Genomic DNA, 17,735 nt, shown 5'->3' with positions numbered 1-17,735 from the left:
GCGTGGGTTGACAGCTGGGCTGCTTGGGCGTAGAGCGACGGAGGGAGTCAGCTGCTGCGCTGGGGGCTGAACGCCGGCGGTCCCTGTCCACTCGCGCCGACACCACACCGACTACGCATGCCTTGGATGTTGATCCGCTCCGCGGAAGGGCGATCCCTTGAACGAACGGATCGATGACTGCGAAGAGTCACGCAGCCAGATGCCGTATCACTATCGTGGCTGCGTGGCCAAGACGAACACCCCTCCAGCGAGCCCACCGCTCCCGCCGGTCTACCCATACAACGAACCTGGCCAGGCCATCCTGTTGCACGACGGCCCGATTGGCGGGCTCGGGCCAACCGATGTTCCTGGTCGAGTCGAGCTTACGTGCTCGAACGGCTTCAACTTTGAGTGGGAAGTTGGCAATGGAGCGTCGCCGTTCTTTGCCAACCGAGACGAGGTTTCTCTGACGCTTCGCCGCCTGACGGGCGACATGACCATGCTTGGCGTTCCGCGCAACATCGACGGAGGATGGTCGAACGGGGCTGTGTTCGGGGACTCCCAGGCTCCCCTGACCAGAATCCTCGTTCACTGGTTCAACCTGCCCGACTGGCACGGCCCGCTGGGACTAGTGGCGAAAACGGCCGGCGGAGTGCACGAATGGTCGGGCCGTTGGGTGCACCAAACTAACGGCTGGAGCATCACGCTCGACGTTCGCCCCGATTACCAGCGGGTATGGCGAGGTCTCCACAAGACTGACGTGTACGTCATGACACACGTCATGGAGGTACGTCGCCTCGATGATGGCGTCTTCACGGCCGACGAGGCCGACCCGTTGCTCACCGCGCTGCACGTCGGGATCTCGTTCGCCCTCGGCCGCTGGACCGCTCCGATGCTGCCCGTGGGAGAAGACAGCGACGGTCGAGTGGTCTGGGAGCAGTGGCAAGGCTCTCACTGTGACCCGGCGCGTCCAAGCGGCGACGGCTGGTGGTACGACCAAGATCACGACTCGCTGGGCGCTTTCCTGAGTCTCGTGATCGACGCCTTCGCCGCCCCGGACAAGCTCACCCCGCTGCGCTTCCAGATGATGTACGCCATCTCCGCTATGAGGAGCCGTGACTTCATCGAGCCCCGGATCATTATGGGCACAGCCGGCTTGGAACACATTATGTGGCAAAGCCTCGTCCTCGGTGGTGTCCTGACCAAACGGCAGTACAACGACCTCCCAGCGCACAAGCTGCTGCGCACAGTGCTGGGTGATGCCCAGATCCCAGTCGACATCGATCCTGCTCTCTTGCCAGCAGCTGCTCAATACGCCGCCGAAGCGAAGGCGAACGAGAATAGAGACGTCGATGGTGCCGACGTCGTGACCTGGGCCAGGAACAAACTGGTGCACCCGCAAGAGTCTCAGGAACGGGTCTACGGACTGGACGGGCTGACGCGGGACGCCTGGCTTCTCGCTCGCCACTACCTCGTACTGCTGATCCTCAACTCATTGGGCTACTGCGGAAGTTATCGGGACCTCACTCGAATCCGCGGCTGGATAGGCGACGTGAGTAACGTGCCCTGGGCCTAAAGAGACCCGGCCTACATCCAGACCCACCGCATGCTGTGCCCCCGCGAGGCCGGTCGGACATCGCACCAGCGATCCACGGCTGGAGTATTAGTCGATTCAGATATGCAGGCAGCGCCTCGTCCTTCTTGAAACCCGTTATGCGGATTAGGCAACTTTGCGTCTGGGTCTCAACGCTTGAATAGAACTCCGGTGAGCTGAGCCTTCGTGACTACGCCGAGGCAAAAGAGATCGCGGGCGGTGCACCTGATCTTCGATCAGCCTGCCCCTGAACGATCTCGTCCGATAGATACCAAATCGTGATTACGTTGTAATTTCTTTGTTACCGAAGACTATGCACTCTCATCAGATACGACTCCGGCGGAAATCTGTTCAGGTTGCACGTCCGGGCATAAATCGGTGTTGCAGACCTTGACATGCGGGCCGCATAAGATCATTTTAAGGAATATGACGGACCGTCATATCAAAAACCCCTGATGGGAGGATGGTAAATGCCTGCCCCGAAGCGCCCGCAATTTCACCGGAGTCAGCTTAATGCCGAAGAAGTCCGAGGTGTGCCAAAGTACGACATCATCGATGATGATGGCAATGTAGTAGCCACTGTCGGAACTGACCCAGATCTTCTCGCGCGGCTCCGCACAGCCGCCGGTCTTCCGCGCAACTTCGCGTTCCTGCTGCCCCGAGCAGAGTAATTTGCCGCATTACCCAAGGTCGGTACCGACCTCAACGACCCCCTACTTCTGCAATGAACTAGGGGGCTTATTCTGACTTTAGTAGCTGGCCGGCATTGGCTCTTGGAATGCGAAACGCTATGTCCATGGACGCCGCCTGCTCAAATTCCCCGTTCAGTATATTGGCCTTGATCGCAATAGTGCTCGCGGCGCGCATGACGTGCGCGGCCGAATCGAGATCAGAGGCTGCGTCCTGCACATACAGCGGAACCAATCCGTCGGAACGAGGATATCGATTATGAGGCATCCGCGCATGGAGGCACAATACAATCGCAGTATATGGCCCTTGGCGAGTGAACGGGAGAAACTCGAACTGGCCAAATCCGAGCGCGAAGCTGGCGTATCGCTGCGTAACCATTTGGTACTCTAGCGAGAGAAGCAGCTCATCGTCAGCTCCAGGATGTTCGGCCCACGACCATTGATTAGTGCTGCACAGATCGTTAATGAGTCCAGTGAGTCCAGTCGCGCCAGAGACGTACGGAAAGATGATCTGAACAATCTCCGTGCGGCCCTCGTATTCGATGAGAAGGCCGTCGAGTGTTTGACGGAGGACTTCCCGGTTGGGCTGAGCCACGATTAGGGGAGTCCACCCCGTCCCTTCAGCCATAGAGGCCGCAAATTCACAGGACGTCTGGCCATCCCCCATCCAAGTTCGACATATCTCCGCCTCCAGTTCGGCCCCGCGCACCGGATCATCCATATGAACGTATTGCCCTGTATCCATAAGCCACATGACGTAGTCGTCTCGACCGGCAAATGGACAGTCGTGACCATCAGCCAATCGCCGTATTCGGGTTCGATGGATATCAGACATCGCGCGTCCTTATTGAGCCCGAGGGCGGAGCTGTCGCTTCTGACTGTACAATTTTCAATCAGAAGGATTGGGCGGCTCTGACTCTTGGAATCCGGGCGGTAGAAGTTCGCTCATATCTCTGCGCGGCGGCCACTTGATATGACGCTCTGTCGCAACGACGGCGATTACATCCTCTGGATTTCCGATGACCAGGCCAGATTGGATTTTCTGTGCATTCCGCACGTAGCTGGAGGGGTCTTGGATGAACTCTGCGAAGCTTACGTATTGCATGGATACCCCTCACAAAAGCTGGAGGTTGAGCGTGCATGTGATGCAGGCTCCTCCTGTTCCACTGTGCGCCGACGAGTGGCGAGCAGCAAGTGCGCGCTCGTCAGGCGGCACCGTCAAACGTAGGCATGGGCCGCGCGGCTGGGTGCGAAGCCTGCTGACACCAGAGCTGGAGACTTCAAGGGCTTCCGGCCTTGGCGCATCAGTAGGCTCAAGCGGTGGCGTGCGCAATCCCCAAACCTAGCTCTGCTGCCAGGTCCCATTGGTCACCGTCCAGACTCCGGAGAACGGATGCCCACCGTCTCGTGCAGCCCGCGGCGATTGCCTTTCCGGAGCGGGATCAAAGATCTGCGCGACGACTTGCCCATGCATCGGGAGCGGAACTATGGAGGCCCGCCCCTGTGCTGAGTTCGGTAACTACACGTCCATCAACCACGGGAACCGGCAAGTCGGCCCTCATGGATCTACGGCGACATGGACATTGACAGACGTGAAGCACACCTCCGGACAACAGCGCCTCGGCTTAGAGCCAGACCTCGTGCTCATTGCGGTAGTGCGGCCAAGGCTGTCCTACCCTCCGTGCGGCGAGTACGTGTTTCATGCCTGCGATCCATGAGCCGGGCTGGACGAGTTCGATCATGTAGCGGTCCAGTTCGGAGCGGCCCATTTGCAGCGTCCACCCCGGGGCCATCGTGACAGCTCCCGGCGGTAGCCCGCGCAACTCATCCCGCTGGTGGATCTCCATCACGATCTGGCCGGGCTTGAGGCTCGTCTTCCCCGGCGGAAGGACCCAGTGGGCGTCCAGGCCGGCGACCTGGAGCAGACGGGCCAGCGCAGGTCCAGAGGTCTCTACGAACACTGAGGCGTAGTCTCCGATCAGCCGAGCGCAAGCCACGGGATGTAAGGGGTAGTTTGCCCACGGCACCCGCAGCGGATCCCGGGCCGTACTTTCCAGGCTGGTGAAGTGGACGTTGTGGTCCTCTCGGCCCGCCGCGATGCCAGCACTCTCCAACGCGGCATTCACAGCCCCCTGGAGGCGTTCGTTGAACTGCGGAGAAGGCAGCCCCTGTTGGATACAGCCGAGTTGGTCGACAACGTAGAGGGCCCGACTACCAGGCACCGCGGTGGCGTAGCAACCCTCGGTCGCGGCTCGTTCCAGCGCCGCGCGCAATACATCGAGGTGAGTGCGTAGCGGTAGATCCAGGTCATGAAGCGTCTCAGACGCCCTCTCTCCTGGTAGAGGACCGCCTTCCAACACTGCGGCCCTGGCCTGGTTGATCCGCCGGATCTGGGCACTCTTGCGAGCCTTCGGATTAGTCTTGATCTCTTCGGTGCGGGGAGGATTAACACGGTCCCACACCGTAACGTCGCCGATGCGCAGGCAGTTTGTCAGGTCATGCAGGAGGGCGAAGGCGCCATTCTCCTTGAAGGCCCTCTCGACCCGATCGAGCTCCGCTGGCAACCCGGCTTTGCCGTACATCGGGCCGGGCGGATCGTTGCGGGACAGAGCGAGGATGTACGGGCGGTGGAAGTTGAAGGCCCGCCAGGCCAACGCGTCTCCAACGGAACGCAGTTGGCGAACCAGCCGGTCGCACACGTCGTGCTCGAACCGCCAAGTCTCGACGTCACCAAGGCCGCGACCCGACTGCGGCTCGGGGGCCTCTGGCTGAGGCGACTTGCCCTTACGCACCCGCCCTGCGGCACGCTTGAGCTCCTTACAGTCCTTCTCCACCTCCAGCAGCCGGGTAAGCAGGTCCCGCTGGAAGGCGACGCCGGCCTCCTCCGTAGTGCAGTCCCGCAGCTGCTGGATCAGTGTGGCCAGGACGGGCTGCATGCCCTGGTGCCGCGGGTGCGCCAGTATGTCGTCTGGGTCGTAGTAGTCGGCGTCGAACAGGCTCATCGTGCAAGTGTGGCGATCAGCTGGCCATTGCGCTTCGGTTTTCCCGGGCTAACGACCTGCCGTGACTTTTCCCGGGCTAACGACCTGCCGTGACTAGATCCTCAAGTTGGTGGGCCAGATCCGGGCTGGGCTGCGGAATGGCCCCGAGCTCGTCGATGAGATCAACGTCCAGGTCTTCCACGGCATCCTTCACCGCGGCCTCCGAGACGACCGTCTGGTCATCCGGCAGGTCGATGAAGACAGTGACACCTCCCGCCGCTGAGGTTGTCTCCACGATCTCGTGGGCTACGGGCGAGTACTGGCAGGGCTCGTTTTCGAGATGCGCCATCTGCCTCGCCCAGTGCTGAGCGTCGCGCCACTCTCCTCGGCGCAGGTGAAGCAGGTAGAGGCAAAGCGCCCCGGTGGCCTGGCCGCCGCCGGCCGCGAACTGAAGCCAGAACTGCGCTCCTTCCTCGCGATCCGCAAGCATGAGCAGGCAGGCGAATGCGAGGGCGCCACCTGGGTCACGCGCGGCGTCGAAGCGAGCCAGACGGCGCGCTGCATCGCCATCGTGGATGACGCCTTGGCACAGAGCTCGCAGGTCGTTGGCTGCCCGTTCATGGAGCATCAGAGGCGCCTGTGCTGGACGGCCCCTAGTGCTGGCAGTGGGTAACGCGAATGCCTTCATCCACCGCAGTTCGAGCAGTTGCTCCGTAATGCGCTGGCGAGAGCTCTCCAGATCTACTGGCGTATACACGCCGGCAAAGATGCGAGCCCGAGCGAGGGCTTCTTCGATCGTGCGCGGCTGGTGCGAGCGCATGGCTGTGTCACTCCTCATCATCGACGTCCCCGATTTCGTCGATCTCCAGTCCGAGGTCTGCGGCCAGGCGACGCTTGGCGGCGCGGCGCGTAGAGCGGACTGTCGCCTCACAGATACCCATCACCAGCGCAGCGCGCTTGGTAGGGAAGCCGAGGGCGAACTGGAGCACCATGACATCAAACTGGCGCTCCGGTAAGCGGGCCATTGCCGCATACAGACCCAACCCGTCCTCAAGTTCGGTAACCTGCGCACGAAACTCTTGGCGGAAGCTGTCCAGGATGGGATCGCAGGCGGCGCGGATAGCTCGCTCGAAGGCCAGCGTCTGTGAGGCCGCTGGATCACGGCCCTGAGCTTCTAACTCGCTGGCAACTCGTTCCTTGAGCAGGGTCCAAGCAAAGGCACCGGGATTCTCCTTGGCGGTCACCTGGTGCCAAACGACCGCCAGGAAGACGAAGGTGGAGTCCACCAGCCGGTCAGCAGAGACCTTGTCACCCAACTGAACTTGGGCGTACTCGAAGTACGCTTGATGGTAGAGCTCGTGGAAGGCCCAGAAGGCCGGTGGCATCACGTCGCTCGGGTCGCGCAGGGCGCGCTCATCGCGATCGTCCGGGGGCTGAGCGTTCATCGCTGGCCCCCTTCACCAAGCCCGGACTGGTCAGGTCGGGCGACGGGCTGCTGTTGCTCGATGAGAGTCGCCGCGCCGAGCCGTACGCCAGCGCTCAGGAGGCGCCTGAAACCGGTACGCACGTCGGGCGCATACGCCCGAGCCGCGGCGGCCGAGGCCAGCACAAGGCTGGCAACGTCGTCGAGTGTCACCTGGTGGTCCTCTTGATCTCACGCGGCGCCAGTCAGCAGCTCGTCCCCGCTCGTCAACTCCCGGCACCTGGAGCCTCGTTGCTCTTGTGGAGAAGCAAACCGCGTGAGGGGACCGGTTCGTGCAGAGCGCCTCACCACGTCTTTTTAACGGAGAGTAGCCTTCCGGTTACCGCAAACTCCGCACAGGGGTTCGCACCATCCCCCGCACGCTCGCGCCACCCCACGCGCCACCCCGATCACCTGGGCGACACCCGAAGCGATCCACGATCTGCCAAGATTTGCGCAAACCCTGCGTGACCGGTCAACTACACTTCGTGTGACGGAGGTCACGACCGTGCGGCAGGCTGGCGGAGGGCACCCCGGGCAGTCCCCCTACCCCTGCTTGGCGAACTCCACGAATGCCACCCAAGTGATCGGCTGGACGGCCATAGTTCCGCGACTGCGTTCCTTGGTGTCCCGCACCATCACTTTCGTCGGTTCGTTGTCGGCCACTTCAACACAGTTCTCGGTCCCGGTGTAAGTGCTGGTACGCCAGTTCAGAGTCACAGGCTGCATGGTGCTCTCCTAGTCGCTCGATATCTGATCGAAGTGTCGGCTGGCGGTGAGGATGAGGTCGCGGACGGCGGTGCCGTAGACCGCTGACTGCTTCAAGAGAGCGAAGGCCTTGGTGTACAGCTCGATCTCTCGGGGCTGCGTGACCGAGAACTCCGCCGAGTAGGTCTCAACGAGGACGAGCTTGTCGTCGAACATCGAGAAGGAATTGCCGGGCCAGATACCGATGGACGCGGAGCGCGGGATGATGCCCAGGCTCAACCGGGGCAGCCGCATCACCGCCAACAACCGGTCGAGCTGCCCCTTCATCACCTCCGGTCCTCCAAAGTTCGTGTACAGCGCCTGCTCGCCGAGCACCACGTTGAAGATCCGGCTGCCTCGGTACAGGTACTGCTGTCGTTCCAGCCGCTTGGCGGTGGCGGCTTCCGCGTCGTCGGGAATCTCGTAATAGTCGACGACCTGCCGGAAGGTCTCCGCCGCGTACTCCGCCGTCTGGAGCGTTCCCCACACCAGCGTCGGATGCCAGATGCGGAAGACCTTGGTCTTGGCGTAGACCGGCAAGGCCTTCTTCTGTCGCTGCGCCGCGCCGGTCTGGAACTGCCGGCGCCACTCAAGCCACAGCTCGTCGATGTGCCGCACCGTGGCGATCAGGTCGGCGAGGTGCTCTTGCCTGTCGGTCTTCATGCACCAGGTACGGATGTCATCTTCGCTGGGGTTCTGCTTGCCGTTCTCCAGCCGGGAGACCTTCGACTCCGCCCACCCGGTGGCCACGGCGAATGCCCGGCCGCTCGCGAACCCCGCGTCTTTGCGGAATCCACGCAGCCGGGCACCCAGTGCCTCTCGTGCTTCTTGTGCTTGGTTGCTCACTGATGGGTCAGGGCTTGTACTCGGCGTGCGGGATGGCGTCGGCCCAGAGCAGGTCGCGCACCCGAATGCATGCGGCCACGGTGTCAGGGTCCTCGACGATCTCCGACCCGAGGACGCGGCCCTCCGGATCGAAATGGCCGACCGCAAGGAGGCGGTCGTCGTACAGCCACCAGTCGTTGCCACCGGCGGGGAAGGTGACATCCTCGGGCAACCGATGCCGCGGTAGCCATCGGATGTCCTCGCCGGCCTCGATGTTGAGGTGAGTCAGCGAGTGCTCCCATCCGACGTACTCGGAGTGCGGCTCCGTGATCACTCGGACACGTCGCACCGTCTTGCCTTCACCCGTCACGCGCTTCATCAGCGTCATCCACGGATCGAGCCACACGTAGTCGTCGGGCTCGCCCCGCTGCCACCTGGCGTACGGCGTGTCTTCGACGGGAGATCCGTAGTCGTCCCGCAGCTCCAGGTGGAAGGCGTCACGCTCGAAGCTGCGGAACAGCTCGTCACGCTGTGCGGGGGTGATCAGGTCCACCGTTCTCCTCCAGCAGGGCCATGATCGAGGACTTGGGGACCTCGATGCAGGTCTCATAGTCAGGCATGCGCATCTGGCTCAGGGCTTCAGGATCGTGCATTTCCGGGCCTTGGAGTACGCATGTTCCCTGTTCCGTGACGAGCATGATCGGGGCGGTGAACTTCCTGATCTCGCCGGACAGTTGGCCGTCCTTGGTCAGGTGCTCGAACAACTCGGTCGGCACCTCTACCGCGGTCTGTCCTTCTGGCACGTCGAGCTGCGCGAGTAGGTCGTTGGCGAAGATCTTCCAGCCTTGGATGACGTAGCTGTCCTGGTCACTGGCGTACAGGGTGGGGCTGTCTCCGGGGGTGGAGTTCTTACCAAGGAACCGTAGCTTCATGGTTGCTCTCCCGTCCGCTGCCTTGCGCAGGTTTGCGCGACACGTCGATCGTCGAGGAGCCGTTCGAGCCCGTCAATCGACTTGCTGCAAACTCGCGCAATCTCCTTGGGAGTTGGGCGCTGGTCGCTCTACGTTCGTTCTCGAACCCAAGTCCGCGCAAGCGGCATCGAGGGGAGAAGCGTGGTGGCGAGCGTGACCGAGGAACCCGAGGCCGGCGTCGACAACTTGCCCATCGATGTCGAGTTGATCTCGGACATAACCGATGGCGTGCTGAAGATGGAGCTGAGCACGTCAACCCGTGAGGACATCGACTTCAAGACGACGAGAGTCGTCGGTCTGCTGAGTCTGCTCCTGGCCGAAGACCTGGGCGCTGATGACGATGGCGAAGTCATGGACCTGTTTCGTCAGGCGTACAAGCTGCTGGAGCTGACCAACCGCCCCGGCAGACAGGCGCCGAGCTTCACGGCCTTCTTCTTCATGCGCGACGTAGCCAACCTCACCCGGCGGCTCCTGTGGGTCTACGTCGAGCGGAACGGCGGGGTACCCCGCAATGACTGACGGCAACCGACCCGGCATCGGAGATGAGGTCGAGTACAAACCCGGATGCCGAGCGATCGTGACGGACGTCAGTCGTGGTGTGCCTGTCCTCCGGGCCCCGGCTCGTTCCGAGTGGCCGGCCGACAATCCTGAGCAGCTCGTTGTGACGCGGACTCGGCAGGAGCGCATCGAGGCCGGAGCATGACCGGTCGCCAGTGGGTCAGGGGCACCTGTCTGCTCTGCCGTCGCTCCGATCAACTCGTGATCTTCATCGGCCTCGCCGAGGTGGGCGGCCTATCGGCCCCGGTATTCGCTTGTGGCGACTGTTGCGAGTGGTGTCGTCAAGTCGTCCGCTCCTACCACCAGCGGCGGGACGCTCGTCCCGCCATGTAGCTCCCACCCCAGCTCGGTTCCCCCGTACGAGCTGGGGTGGGGCTCAACCCCAGGAGGTATCGGATGCACCAGCTGATCGTCAGCCCGTTCTTGGATGGCCATCTGGCCGTCCGGCCGGGGAGCGCCACCTGTGTGCGCTTACCGACCGAGCACTACGAGGAGGTACGGCGGAGCACCAACTTCAACACCCGCGTGCCGGACTGGCTGGTAGAAACCGCGGCCGAAGCCTGGGGTCTCGATCTCGACGGTCAGGCCGCCGGACCGGCGCTCCTGGTGCGTGAGCCGACCGAACTCGCCTTCGCGCGGGCGAGTTGGGAGATCAACCTCTACTGCAACTTCGGCTGCAAGCACTGCTACCTCGGCGAACGTCCCCTGGCCGGCCTGAGCTGGGACGAGAAGGTCAAGCTCATCGACATCTTCCGCGACTCGGGGGTTCTCTGGCTCCAGATCACGGGTGGCGAACCGACGATCGATCCCGACTTCGAGGGCGCCTACCGGTACGCGTACCGCCAGGGCATGATGCTCACGATCTCCACCAACGCCTCGCGTCTGTGGAAACCCGAGGTGTTGCGGCTGTTCCGGGACTGCCCGCCGTACCGCGTCGTCGTCAGCATGTACGGCGCCACGGAGGAGTCCTTCGACGAACTGACCCAGCGCAAGGGCGCCTGGAAGAACTTCCAGCGAGGCATGGCCACCGCTCGAAATGCCGGTCTGCCTCTGCGAGTGTCCGTCGTGGTCACGGAGGACAACGCCCACGAAGTCGACGCCATGGTGGACCTGGTGAAGGGCTGGGGCCTAGATCACCACGTCTACACCAACATGCAGCCGACCTTCTCGGGGACCGGCGAGCCGCTGCTCGTCCAGTCGACGGAATTCCTTCGCAAGCGGCCGGTCTTCCAGGGCTGCAATGCGGGAGTGACCTTCTTCCACGCCGACCCTCACGCCATGGTCTCGATCTGCAAGATCGGCCGCGACGACCAGATCAACCTCATGACCGAAGGTCTCGATGGACTTCGCCGACTCGGAGCGATCTCCGATCGGCTCATGCTTCGCACCGGTGGCTGCACGGACTGCTCGATCTCCGGCTCATGCCGGGTATGTCGACCGCTCGCCAAGGTCTACCAGGAGGCGAAGGCACCACTGAACACCTACTGCCAGCACGGAGACACCAAGGAGATGGTCCACTCATGAGTCCCGTTCCCGTCGAGATCCAGGCCAGCCGCCCGCCGGCCACCCGCCCGGCTCTGCCCACCACTCTCGTCGCCACCACGGCACTCGTCATCGAGGTGGACGCCGACGCCTTGATGGAGGGCAGCGCCTGCTCCTGCGCGGCCGGCGACGACAACCCGAACTGACCGAAACCCTTCCGGTCATCTGTGCTCAGGCCCTGGCGGATCTGCGTCGGGGCCTGAGCCTTCGAGCACGAGATGAGTACTCTGAGCACATGCGATTCCGCTGGGACTGGCTACGTCCAGTGGTGTCGGCGCCCTACGTGCCGACGATCGGACCGGTACACCCGTCCGTCCTCACCGAAGACCTCTTCACGGACACCCTGATCGCGGCCTCCACCGACCGTTGGTTCTTGCGCTACGACAAGGACATCCGCTGGTCCGACAGCAAGGACGAGACCGTTCTCGTCGAGGGCATCGCTCACAGGCCTGGTGAGACGTTGATTCCCACGCTGTCCCGGCGAGGCTCCGGCATGGTCAAGGTCCACCTCTACGGCATCGAGCCCGACAGCGCCTTCGTGGCTACCGAGCTGGCTCAGAAACTGGCCGCCGAGCACGGCGCCGGAAAGGCGCGGATCGTGCGTTTCCTCGGTCCCGAGGCAGCAGACGGGCGCGGTACGCGTATCCAGCTCCAGGACTTCAGGGCGACCATCCGGCTGGCTCCCGATGGCCCCGTCCGACCTTTCGATGAGTGGCCGGCGGAGGTACGAGGCACCTTCGCCGCCTTCGCCGAGCAGATGGCCTCTGACGGCTTCGCCTTCCTCTACCAACAGATGCAGGCAGGGACCGTCGGACCGATGCTGACCGCCACCGTGGGCGACACGGTGGCCGGTGCCATCGGCCCCATGGAGATCCGGCCCGACGCGATCGGCACCCCTCAGTTGATGCCGCAGTACTTCGGCGTCCTCCAGGAGCACCGCGGTCACGGGCTTGGACGTCTGCTGTGGCGTGCTGCGATGCACTGGGGACAGGCCAAGGGAGCCGCCTATCAGCTCCTTCAGACGGAGGTCGGAGGTCCTTCTGATCGTCTCTGCCGTTCGGAAGGACTGACGTCACTCGGCTTTACCTACTGGCAGGCCGCTTGAACCCGTACCTGCCCCGTGAACTGCTCCTCAATGCATCCAAGCTCTACCTGAAGCGAGACGCGCGCCGATAAGGTGCCCAAGTGATCAGAGAGCAGTGGAGCGGGGGCGAGTGGGAGGCCTACTGTCGGCACCTCCTGTCGATGCGCTACGACTCGAACATTCAATTCATCCCAGCTCGCGACAAGGGTGACGGCGGGTTGGAGGCGTTCCGCTTTGACGGTGTGGGGTATCAGTGCTACGCCCCAGAAGACGCCTACAGCATGGATTCTCAAACAACTTCACAAAAGCGTAAAATGACGAAGGACCTCAAGCGTCTATGTGACGACATAGAGGGAACCTGTCGCCTCCTTGGTGATGTTCGGTTGCACACGTGGGTCTTGATGACACCACAATTCGACAGCCGTTCCCTTGTGGAGCATGCACAAAAGAAGAAAAAAGATGTTCTCGATATAGATCCCCGCCCGAAATGGCTAGCCGCTGAATTTAAAGTTCTAGTCATTACGGATGAGGAGTTTGCATCTGAGCGAGCCAGGCTACTCGGGCAGGTTGAAACACAACTACATCTTGATATACCCGATCCGGATGCCTCCTTGTGGGGCTCGGGAAACGGGAACGAGATGGCCGATCGAGTAACAACGAAACTTTCAGTAGTACCTTCTCTGGCCTCTGATCCCGAGTGGCTGGCTGATTATCGCGATGAGATGCTCAGAATGTTCTTTCGAGGCCAGTCCCAGATGGACCGCCTAAAGGTGGAGTACCCGACTTTCCATGCGGCTGTAGACCGTCGACTCAAGGTCGTACTTTCTACGCTGACGATGACTGTTTCCAGCATGGGGCAGCCAGGAACTGAAGTCATTGAGACTTTGGTTCGTCGCCTAACTGAGTCTTTGAAGTCCGACGCGCCGGGGCTCTCAAGTGTCTTGTGCGAGCAAATCGCCTGGTATGCGGTTTCCAGCTGGCTGATCCGATGCCCTCTACGCTTTAGGCGGGTCGCCTGATGTGGCCTACGATCTCCGACAGTGCGCCCTTCGGACGAATCGATGAAGATGGACAGTCGGCCGACTTAGTCACTCTGAATGAGTTTCCGCACCGAAATCCCCTCACCCCCGTTGAATTGCACCGGGTGCCGCTACCTGTTCCCACAGCAAGAAGAGCAGCATGGCGAGTGACGGCCCTTGTGCTGATTCTTGGAAGCTGTCGGGCAAACTCTGCTACGGCCGAACAGTTGCATTGCTTGCTCTGGGCTATCAGCGACAGGAGTTGCGCCGACCTCTTCCTGGAGACCTGGCGATCCAGCGATATTGGAAAGACTCCGCTGCGGAAGTTCTATCCGCCCCTAGAGGATGCTCTCAAGATTTCCCGGGCAGAAGGAGTGATTACAGAAAAGGGTAGATCGCGTTATATACTAACTGCCCGAGGGAAAGAATACCTGAAACTTCTCAACTCTGACCCCGAGCTACTGGAGGAAGAGAAGCGATTTCTTGCCGCCCTTAGACCGATTTCAGCGTCAGGCATGTGGGAGAGGCTCGGTGTTGTGAAGGTGAGTAGTCGCGCGGATTCAGGGGCGGGCGCATGAGCATGCGATTGGTGAACGTTGAGATCTCATCGCGGACTGACCGTGGGCTGCTTCGTTATGCCACCGAATTCTCGCCTGGCCTCAATGTGATTGCTGCTCCAAACAGCTTCGGCAAGTCAACGCTCCTACAGGGGGTCATCTATGCGCTCGGACTCGAAGGGATGTTTTCTTCCAGCAGGAAGCCACCATTCGGACCTGCGCTGCTGTCAGTCGCAGACTTCCCTGACGGCGGACGTTCACCCGTCAGGGAGTCTTGGGTCGCCCTAACGATTACCAACGAACGCGGCTCCTATATGCGCTGCAAACGATTTGTTCGGGGTGACGGAGTTGATACAGCCCTAATCTTGACCTGGCAAGCCACCAACCTCGCCGATTTAGATAGGGCAAGCCGAGTGGACATGTTCGTGCGCCACGGCGGGTCGACTATTCGAGAGCTCGGATTCCACAGGGAACTGGCAGAGTTTCTAGGTTGGGATCTTCCTCAAGTCCCAGGATTCAACACGGCCGAAGTCACCCTTTATCTAGAAACCCTATTCCCTCTCTTCTATGTTGAGCAGAAATCAGGGTGGTCGGGGGTTGCACCCCGGATGCCTACATACCTCGGCATCAGAGACGTTCTTCGTCGGGCTGTGGAATACGTCTTGGGCCTGTCCGCCCTGGAACGGCTGACTGCCCTCGCTGCCGCGAAAGCTGAAGAAGATGACATTAAAAAGAAATGGCAAGCTGCTAGCGACCGTCTCAACGAGGGGGCGAAGGGGCTCAACTGTCGCGTCTTCCTTCACCAGGAAAGTCCCGTCACACTCGCTCGTAGACAGCGCTCCGTCGTCGAAGTAATGGCGGACTCAGCATGGGTGCCACTTGAGCGTCAGATCGGTTCCTGGCGAGATGCTCTTGACGAGCTTGAACAGCGAGGCGTGGAGTCTGCTGGCGAGCACACCGAACGGGCTCGGCAAGAACTCTCTTCAGCCGAAGCGGCCGCCCGGGAAGCTGGTGCGCGTATCCGGCTCATCGAAGAGCACTTGAACTTCTCGCGCACAGACTCTGATGTTCTTGCTGGCCGCTTCGCGAGTCTCGAAACCGAGAGAGCTCGTCTAGCGGACTTGAGGAAGCTCCGTAATCTTGGCAGTACGTTGAGCATTACCTCGGTATCGAACGATGTCTGTCCAACGTGTGGTCAGACACTTGACGGCCGTGAGACTGCGACCGGCATTGCGGCAGACCTTGAGCAAACTATCGCCGAGGTAGAAGCAGAGAGAGAGGCTGTTCGTACGGCGACAGAGAGCGCTAGTCGACGTAGGTCTACTCTTGAGCGAGAGCGCGCTTCCTTGCAGGCTGCTCTGCATGGAGCCATGCGACAGGTGCGCGCGCTTCGAGATGAACTCGCTGGCCCATCTGCAGTTCCCAGCCGGGCGCAAGTCCAGCAACAAATTCTCTTGTCGTCCTCTATTGAGAACGGCCAACGATTGCTCGATCTATCAGAAGAGGCAAACGACTATTTCGATGATCTAGCGGAAAGCTGGCAGGCCATCCGGGATCGATTGGCAGGATTGCGCGACGGAACACTCAACCGCGCTGACCAGCAAATTATTTCTAGGATGCAGTCCAGTTTCCGAGCGCAGGTTCAAGAGTATGGCCTACGCAGTGTTCCTCCTTCTGACCTGTCGATTGACTCCTCTGCGCTAATTCCAGTTAACGACGGAGTCGAACTCACCTTTGATCTTTCAATGGGCATTAGTGCGTCCGACATGATCCGAACGAAGTGGGCCTACTATCTGGCTCTCTACGAGGCTGCATCCTCGTCTCCTCAGAGTAATCACGCCCAGCTGCTCATGCTCGATGAGCCACGTCAGCAGGAGACCGACAGAGGCAGCCTTGCCGCATTTGTAAGGCGTCTTGAAAAGGCCTCCCGGGCCGGATGCCAAGTTCTCTACGCCACCAGCGAAGACCCCCGAGACCTGAACGAGGTGCTACAGGGTGTGCGGGCTACGATGTTGCCGTCTGTTGGCTCTCATCTGCTGGCGCCGGCGGCGTGACTGATGCTGTGCAAGCACGTCCCATAGGTTACATCCAGCAAGTGAGCAGGCCCTAGCCAACACTGATCTGACACAACTACGTCCGGGGCACTTTGAGCAGGTGCCCGCCAGTTTTGCTGTGCTGACTCCATGACGTGCCTCACTCAGCGCCGAAGTGAGTTCACGGTAGATCGACTGGGCCGCAGCGCGATAGATGGCCAGTTTGTCTCCAATTGAGAACTTGGGCTCATCAGGCGCAGACCCTTAGAACAGGAACAGTTTCGTTGGCTCGACGAGCGGTAGTTGGGTAGCGCCCAGATCGCTTTGAGAAGAGTTGGACAGACGTGGCCTATCCGACGCTTAGACTCATGCCACTACGACAGGAAAGAGACCATCGCCATGGTTCAGCGCACCGTAACCATCTTCACCGACGACTTGACGGGCGCCGAGGGTGAGGACATCGCCGCACACACATTCAGCCTCGACGGCGTCAGCTACGAAGTTGACCTCAATCCTGACAGCCACCAGCTACTACTGGATGCTTTGGCGCCCTTCCTCAAGGTCGGCCGTAAGTCGGGCAGCGCGCCTCGTCACCGCGGTAGCAGCACACGGGCTGACAGCCCGGATCCCATCAAGGTGCGCGAATGGGCTAAGAGCCAAGGCATTGAGGTCAATACCCGCGGCCGGGTGCCGCGCAACGTCATCGAGAAGTACGAAGCCGCTCGCTGACGACGAACCTCTGATTTGAACGGCGAGCACGGAGTTGGTGGCGGCATTCGCCTCAACTGGCCACGGCGGCAACCACGTTGAGAGCTCGTAACACGATCTTGTTGAGGTGCCCTGGTCAGGCGTGACGGATGTGACGATTCGGCCGTTCGGGAGAGTGTGAGTACTCGACCGTGGATGCTGGATGACGACTTGTGGGCGCTGATCGAGCCGCTGCTGCCGCCCTGGCCCGAGCGATCACCGGGCCCGCAGCCGGTGGCGGACCGGCTGTGTCTGCAGGGCATCCTGTACGTCCTCCACAACGACATAGCCTGGCAACTCCTCCCGCTGGAGCTGGGGTTCGGCTCGGGACAGACCTGCTGGCGGCGTCTGGACCGCTGGCAGCAGGCCGGCGTCTTCGACCAGTTGCACCGCATTCTGCTTGCCGAGCTGAATGCGGCCGGCGAACTCGACTGGTCCAGGGCGTGCGTGGACGGCTCCCACATCCGCGCGAAAAAGGGGGAGCCGACACCGGTCCGTCGCCGGTCGACCGCCGGAAGACGGGCAGCAAGCACCACTTGATCTGCGACGGACGCGGTACCCCGCTCAAGGTCATCACCACCGCTGCCAACGTCAACGACGTCACCCAGACCCTCGCCCTGGTCGACGGCATCCCGCCCGTGGCCGGGCGTCCCGGCCGGCCACGCCGCCGCCCCGATTCGCTGCTCGGGGACAAGGGCTACGACTCCAACCCCCACCGCGAGGAACTGCGCAAGCGCCGGATCCTGCCGGTCATCTCACGCAGGAACGCCCCGAACATCAAGGGCCTGGGCAAACTCCGCTACGTCGTGGAACAGACTTTCGCCCTGCTCCACCAGTTCAAACGCCTCGCCGTCCGCTGGGAACGCCGAACCGAACTCCACGACGCCTTCGTCTCGTTGGCCTGCGGCCTGATCTGCTGGAGGCGCCTGAAGAAGCACCGATCATGA

Annotated in this window: 17 protein-coding genes; 9 read left to right on the top strand and 8 right to left on the bottom strand. The window is 61.6% G+C overall.

All coding sequences use genetic code 11. The annotated features are described in order from the left end of the window. Positions 1-223: 223 nt before the first annotated feature. Positions 224-1,555, top strand: coding sequence for a hypothetical protein (locus OG714_RS31740; protein WP_406126126.1), 1,332 nt, complete (start codon positions 224-226; stop codon positions 1,553-1,555). A gap of 756 nt (positions 1,556-2,311) precedes the next feature. On the opposite strand, the gene OG714_RS31735 is transcribed toward OG714_RS31740, so the two are convergent. The 8 genes from OG714_RS31735 to OG714_RS31700 form a co-directional block, all read right to left on the bottom strand. Beyond that, the gene (locus OG714_RS31735; protein WP_406126125.1) at positions 2,312-3,097 is read right to left on the bottom strand and encodes a hypothetical protein; all 786 of its coding nucleotides are present in this window, start codon (positions 3,095-3,097) and stop codon (positions 2,312-2,314) included. Between the two features lie 790 nt (positions 3,098-3,887). Beyond that, on the bottom strand, positions 3,888-5,264 hold the full coding sequence (locus OG714_RS31730; protein ID WP_406126124.1) for a hypothetical protein: 1,377 nt from the start codon (positions 5,262-5,264) through the stop codon (positions 3,888-3,890). A gap of 76 nt (positions 5,265-5,340) precedes the next feature. Then, positions 5,341-6,063, bottom strand: a complete 723-nt coding sequence (locus OG714_RS31725) for a hypothetical protein (RefSeq protein WP_406126122.1) — start codon at positions 6,061-6,063, stop codon at positions 5,341-5,343. Between the two features lie 7 nt (positions 6,064-6,070). Continuing rightward, complete coding sequence (locus OG714_RS31720; RefSeq protein WP_406126120.1) at positions 6,071-6,688, bottom strand: RNA polymerase sigma factor; 618 nt, start codon at positions 6,686-6,688, stop codon at positions 6,071-6,073. Between the two features lie 563 nt (positions 6,689-7,251). After that, positions 7,252-7,434, bottom strand: coding sequence for a DUF397 domain-containing protein (locus tag OG714_RS31715; RefSeq protein ID WP_406126118.1), 183 nt, complete (start codon positions 7,432-7,434; stop codon positions 7,252-7,254). A gap of 9 nt (positions 7,435-7,443) precedes the next feature. Next, complete coding sequence (locus OG714_RS31710; protein ID WP_406126117.1) at positions 7,444-8,298, bottom strand: helix-turn-helix domain-containing protein; 855 nt, start codon at positions 8,296-8,298, stop codon at positions 7,444-7,446. Positions 8,299-8,305: 7 nt separating this feature from the next. Beyond that, entirely contained in the window at positions 8,306-8,830 is a 525-nt protein-coding gene (locus tag OG714_RS31705) for a DUF6879 family protein (RefSeq protein ID WP_406126115.1), read from the bottom strand. After that, positions 8,802-9,209, bottom strand: coding sequence for a hypothetical protein (locus OG714_RS31700; protein WP_406126113.1), 408 nt, complete (start codon positions 9,207-9,209; stop codon positions 8,802-8,804). The genes OG714_RS31705 and OG714_RS31700 overlap by 29 nt, the downstream gene beginning before the upstream one ends. A 192-nt stretch (positions 9,210-9,401) precedes the next feature. Here OG714_RS31700 and OG714_RS31695 point away from each other — a divergent pair, with 192 nt between their 5' ends. From OG714_RS31695 to OG714_RS31660, 8 genes are all read left to right on the top strand, one after another. Continuing rightward, entirely contained in the window at positions 9,402-9,767 is a 366-nt protein-coding gene (locus OG714_RS31695; RefSeq protein ID WP_406126111.1) for a hypothetical protein, read from the top strand. Between the two features lie 435 nt (positions 9,768-10,202). Further along, complete coding sequence (locus tag OG714_RS31690; protein WP_406126109.1) at positions 10,203-11,330, top strand: radical SAM protein; 1,128 nt, start codon at positions 10,203-10,205, stop codon at positions 11,328-11,330. Further along, positions 11,327-11,494: a hypothetical protein gene (locus OG714_RS31685; protein WP_406126108.1), complete on the top strand. Its 168-nt coding sequence runs from the start codon at positions 11,327-11,329 to the stop codon at positions 11,492-11,494. The genes OG714_RS31690 and OG714_RS31685 overlap by 4 nt, the downstream gene beginning before the upstream one ends. An 89-nt stretch (positions 11,495-11,583) precedes the next feature. Beyond that, complete coding sequence (locus OG714_RS31680; RefSeq protein ID WP_406126106.1) at positions 11,584-12,453, top strand: GNAT family N-acetyltransferase; 870 nt, start codon at positions 11,584-11,586, stop codon at positions 12,451-12,453. 80 nt (positions 12,454-12,533) lie between these two features. Next, positions 12,534-13,451: a hypothetical protein gene (locus OG714_RS31675; RefSeq protein ID WP_406126105.1), complete on the top strand. Its 918-nt coding sequence runs from the start codon at positions 12,534-12,536 to the stop codon at positions 13,449-13,451. Between the two features lie 589 nt (positions 13,452-14,040). Further along, positions 14,041-16,062: a hypothetical protein gene (locus OG714_RS31670; RefSeq protein ID WP_406126103.1), complete on the top strand. Its 2,022-nt coding sequence runs from the start codon at positions 14,041-14,043 to the stop codon at positions 16,060-16,062. 378 nt (positions 16,063-16,440) lie between these two features. Then, positions 16,441-16,770, top strand: a complete 330-nt coding sequence (locus OG714_RS31665; RefSeq protein ID WP_406126101.1) for an Lsr2 family protein — start codon at positions 16,441-16,443, stop codon at positions 16,768-16,770. A 174-nt stretch (positions 16,771-16,944) separates the two neighbouring features. Continuing rightward, a protein-coding gene (locus tag OG714_RS31660; RefSeq protein WP_406126100.1) for an IS5 family transposase occupies positions 16,945-17,735 on the top strand; the annotation gives its coding sequence in 2 pieces (ribosomal slippage) (positions 16,945-17,244 and positions 17,247-17,735; 789 coding nt in all).

The organism is Streptomyces sp. NBC_00989 (assembly GCF_045162655.1).
Lineage (GTDB): Bacteria > Actinomycetota > Actinomycetes > Streptomycetales > Streptomycetaceae > Streptomyces.
Note: the sequence above shows the minus strand (reverse complement) of the source record. Positions and strands in the feature narration are given on the sequence as shown.

Coding starts and splice junctions, on each gene's coding strand:
- OG714_RS31735 (WP_406126125.1), bottom strand. CDS start 3,097: ATGTCTGATATCCATCGAACCCGAATACGGCGATTGGCTGATGGTCAC.
- OG714_RS31730 (WP_406126124.1), bottom strand. CDS start 5,264: ATGAGCCTGTTCGACGCCGACTACTACGACCCAGACGACATACTGGCG.
- OG714_RS31725 (WP_406126122.1), bottom strand. CDS start 6,063: ATGCGCTCGCACCAGCCGCGCACGATCGAAGAAGCCCTCGCTCGGGCT.
- OG714_RS31720 (WP_406126120.1), bottom strand. CDS start 6,688: ATGAACGCTCAGCCCCCGGACGATCGCGATGAGCGCGCCCTGCGCGAC.
- OG714_RS31715 (WP_406126118.1), bottom strand. CDS start 7,434: ATGCAGCCTGTGACTCTGAACTGGCGTACCAGCACTTACACCGGGACC.
- OG714_RS31700 (WP_406126113.1), bottom strand. CDS start 9,209: ATGAAGCTACGGTTCCTTGGTAAGAACTCCACCCCCGGAGACAGCCCC.
- OG714_RS31690 (WP_406126109.1), top strand. CDS start 10,203: ATGCACCAGCTGATCGTCAGCCCGTTCTTGGATGGCCATCTGGCCGTC.
- OG714_RS31685 (WP_406126108.1), top strand. CDS start 11,327: ATGAGTCCCGTTCCCGTCGAGATCCAGGCCAGCCGCCCGCCGGCCACC.
- OG714_RS31680 (WP_406126106.1), top strand. CDS start 11,584: ATGCGATTCCGCTGGGACTGGCTACGTCCAGTGGTGTCGGCGCCCTAC.
- OG714_RS31665 (WP_406126101.1), top strand. CDS start 16,441: ATGGTTCAGCGCACCGTAACCATCTTCACCGACGACTTGACGGGCGCC.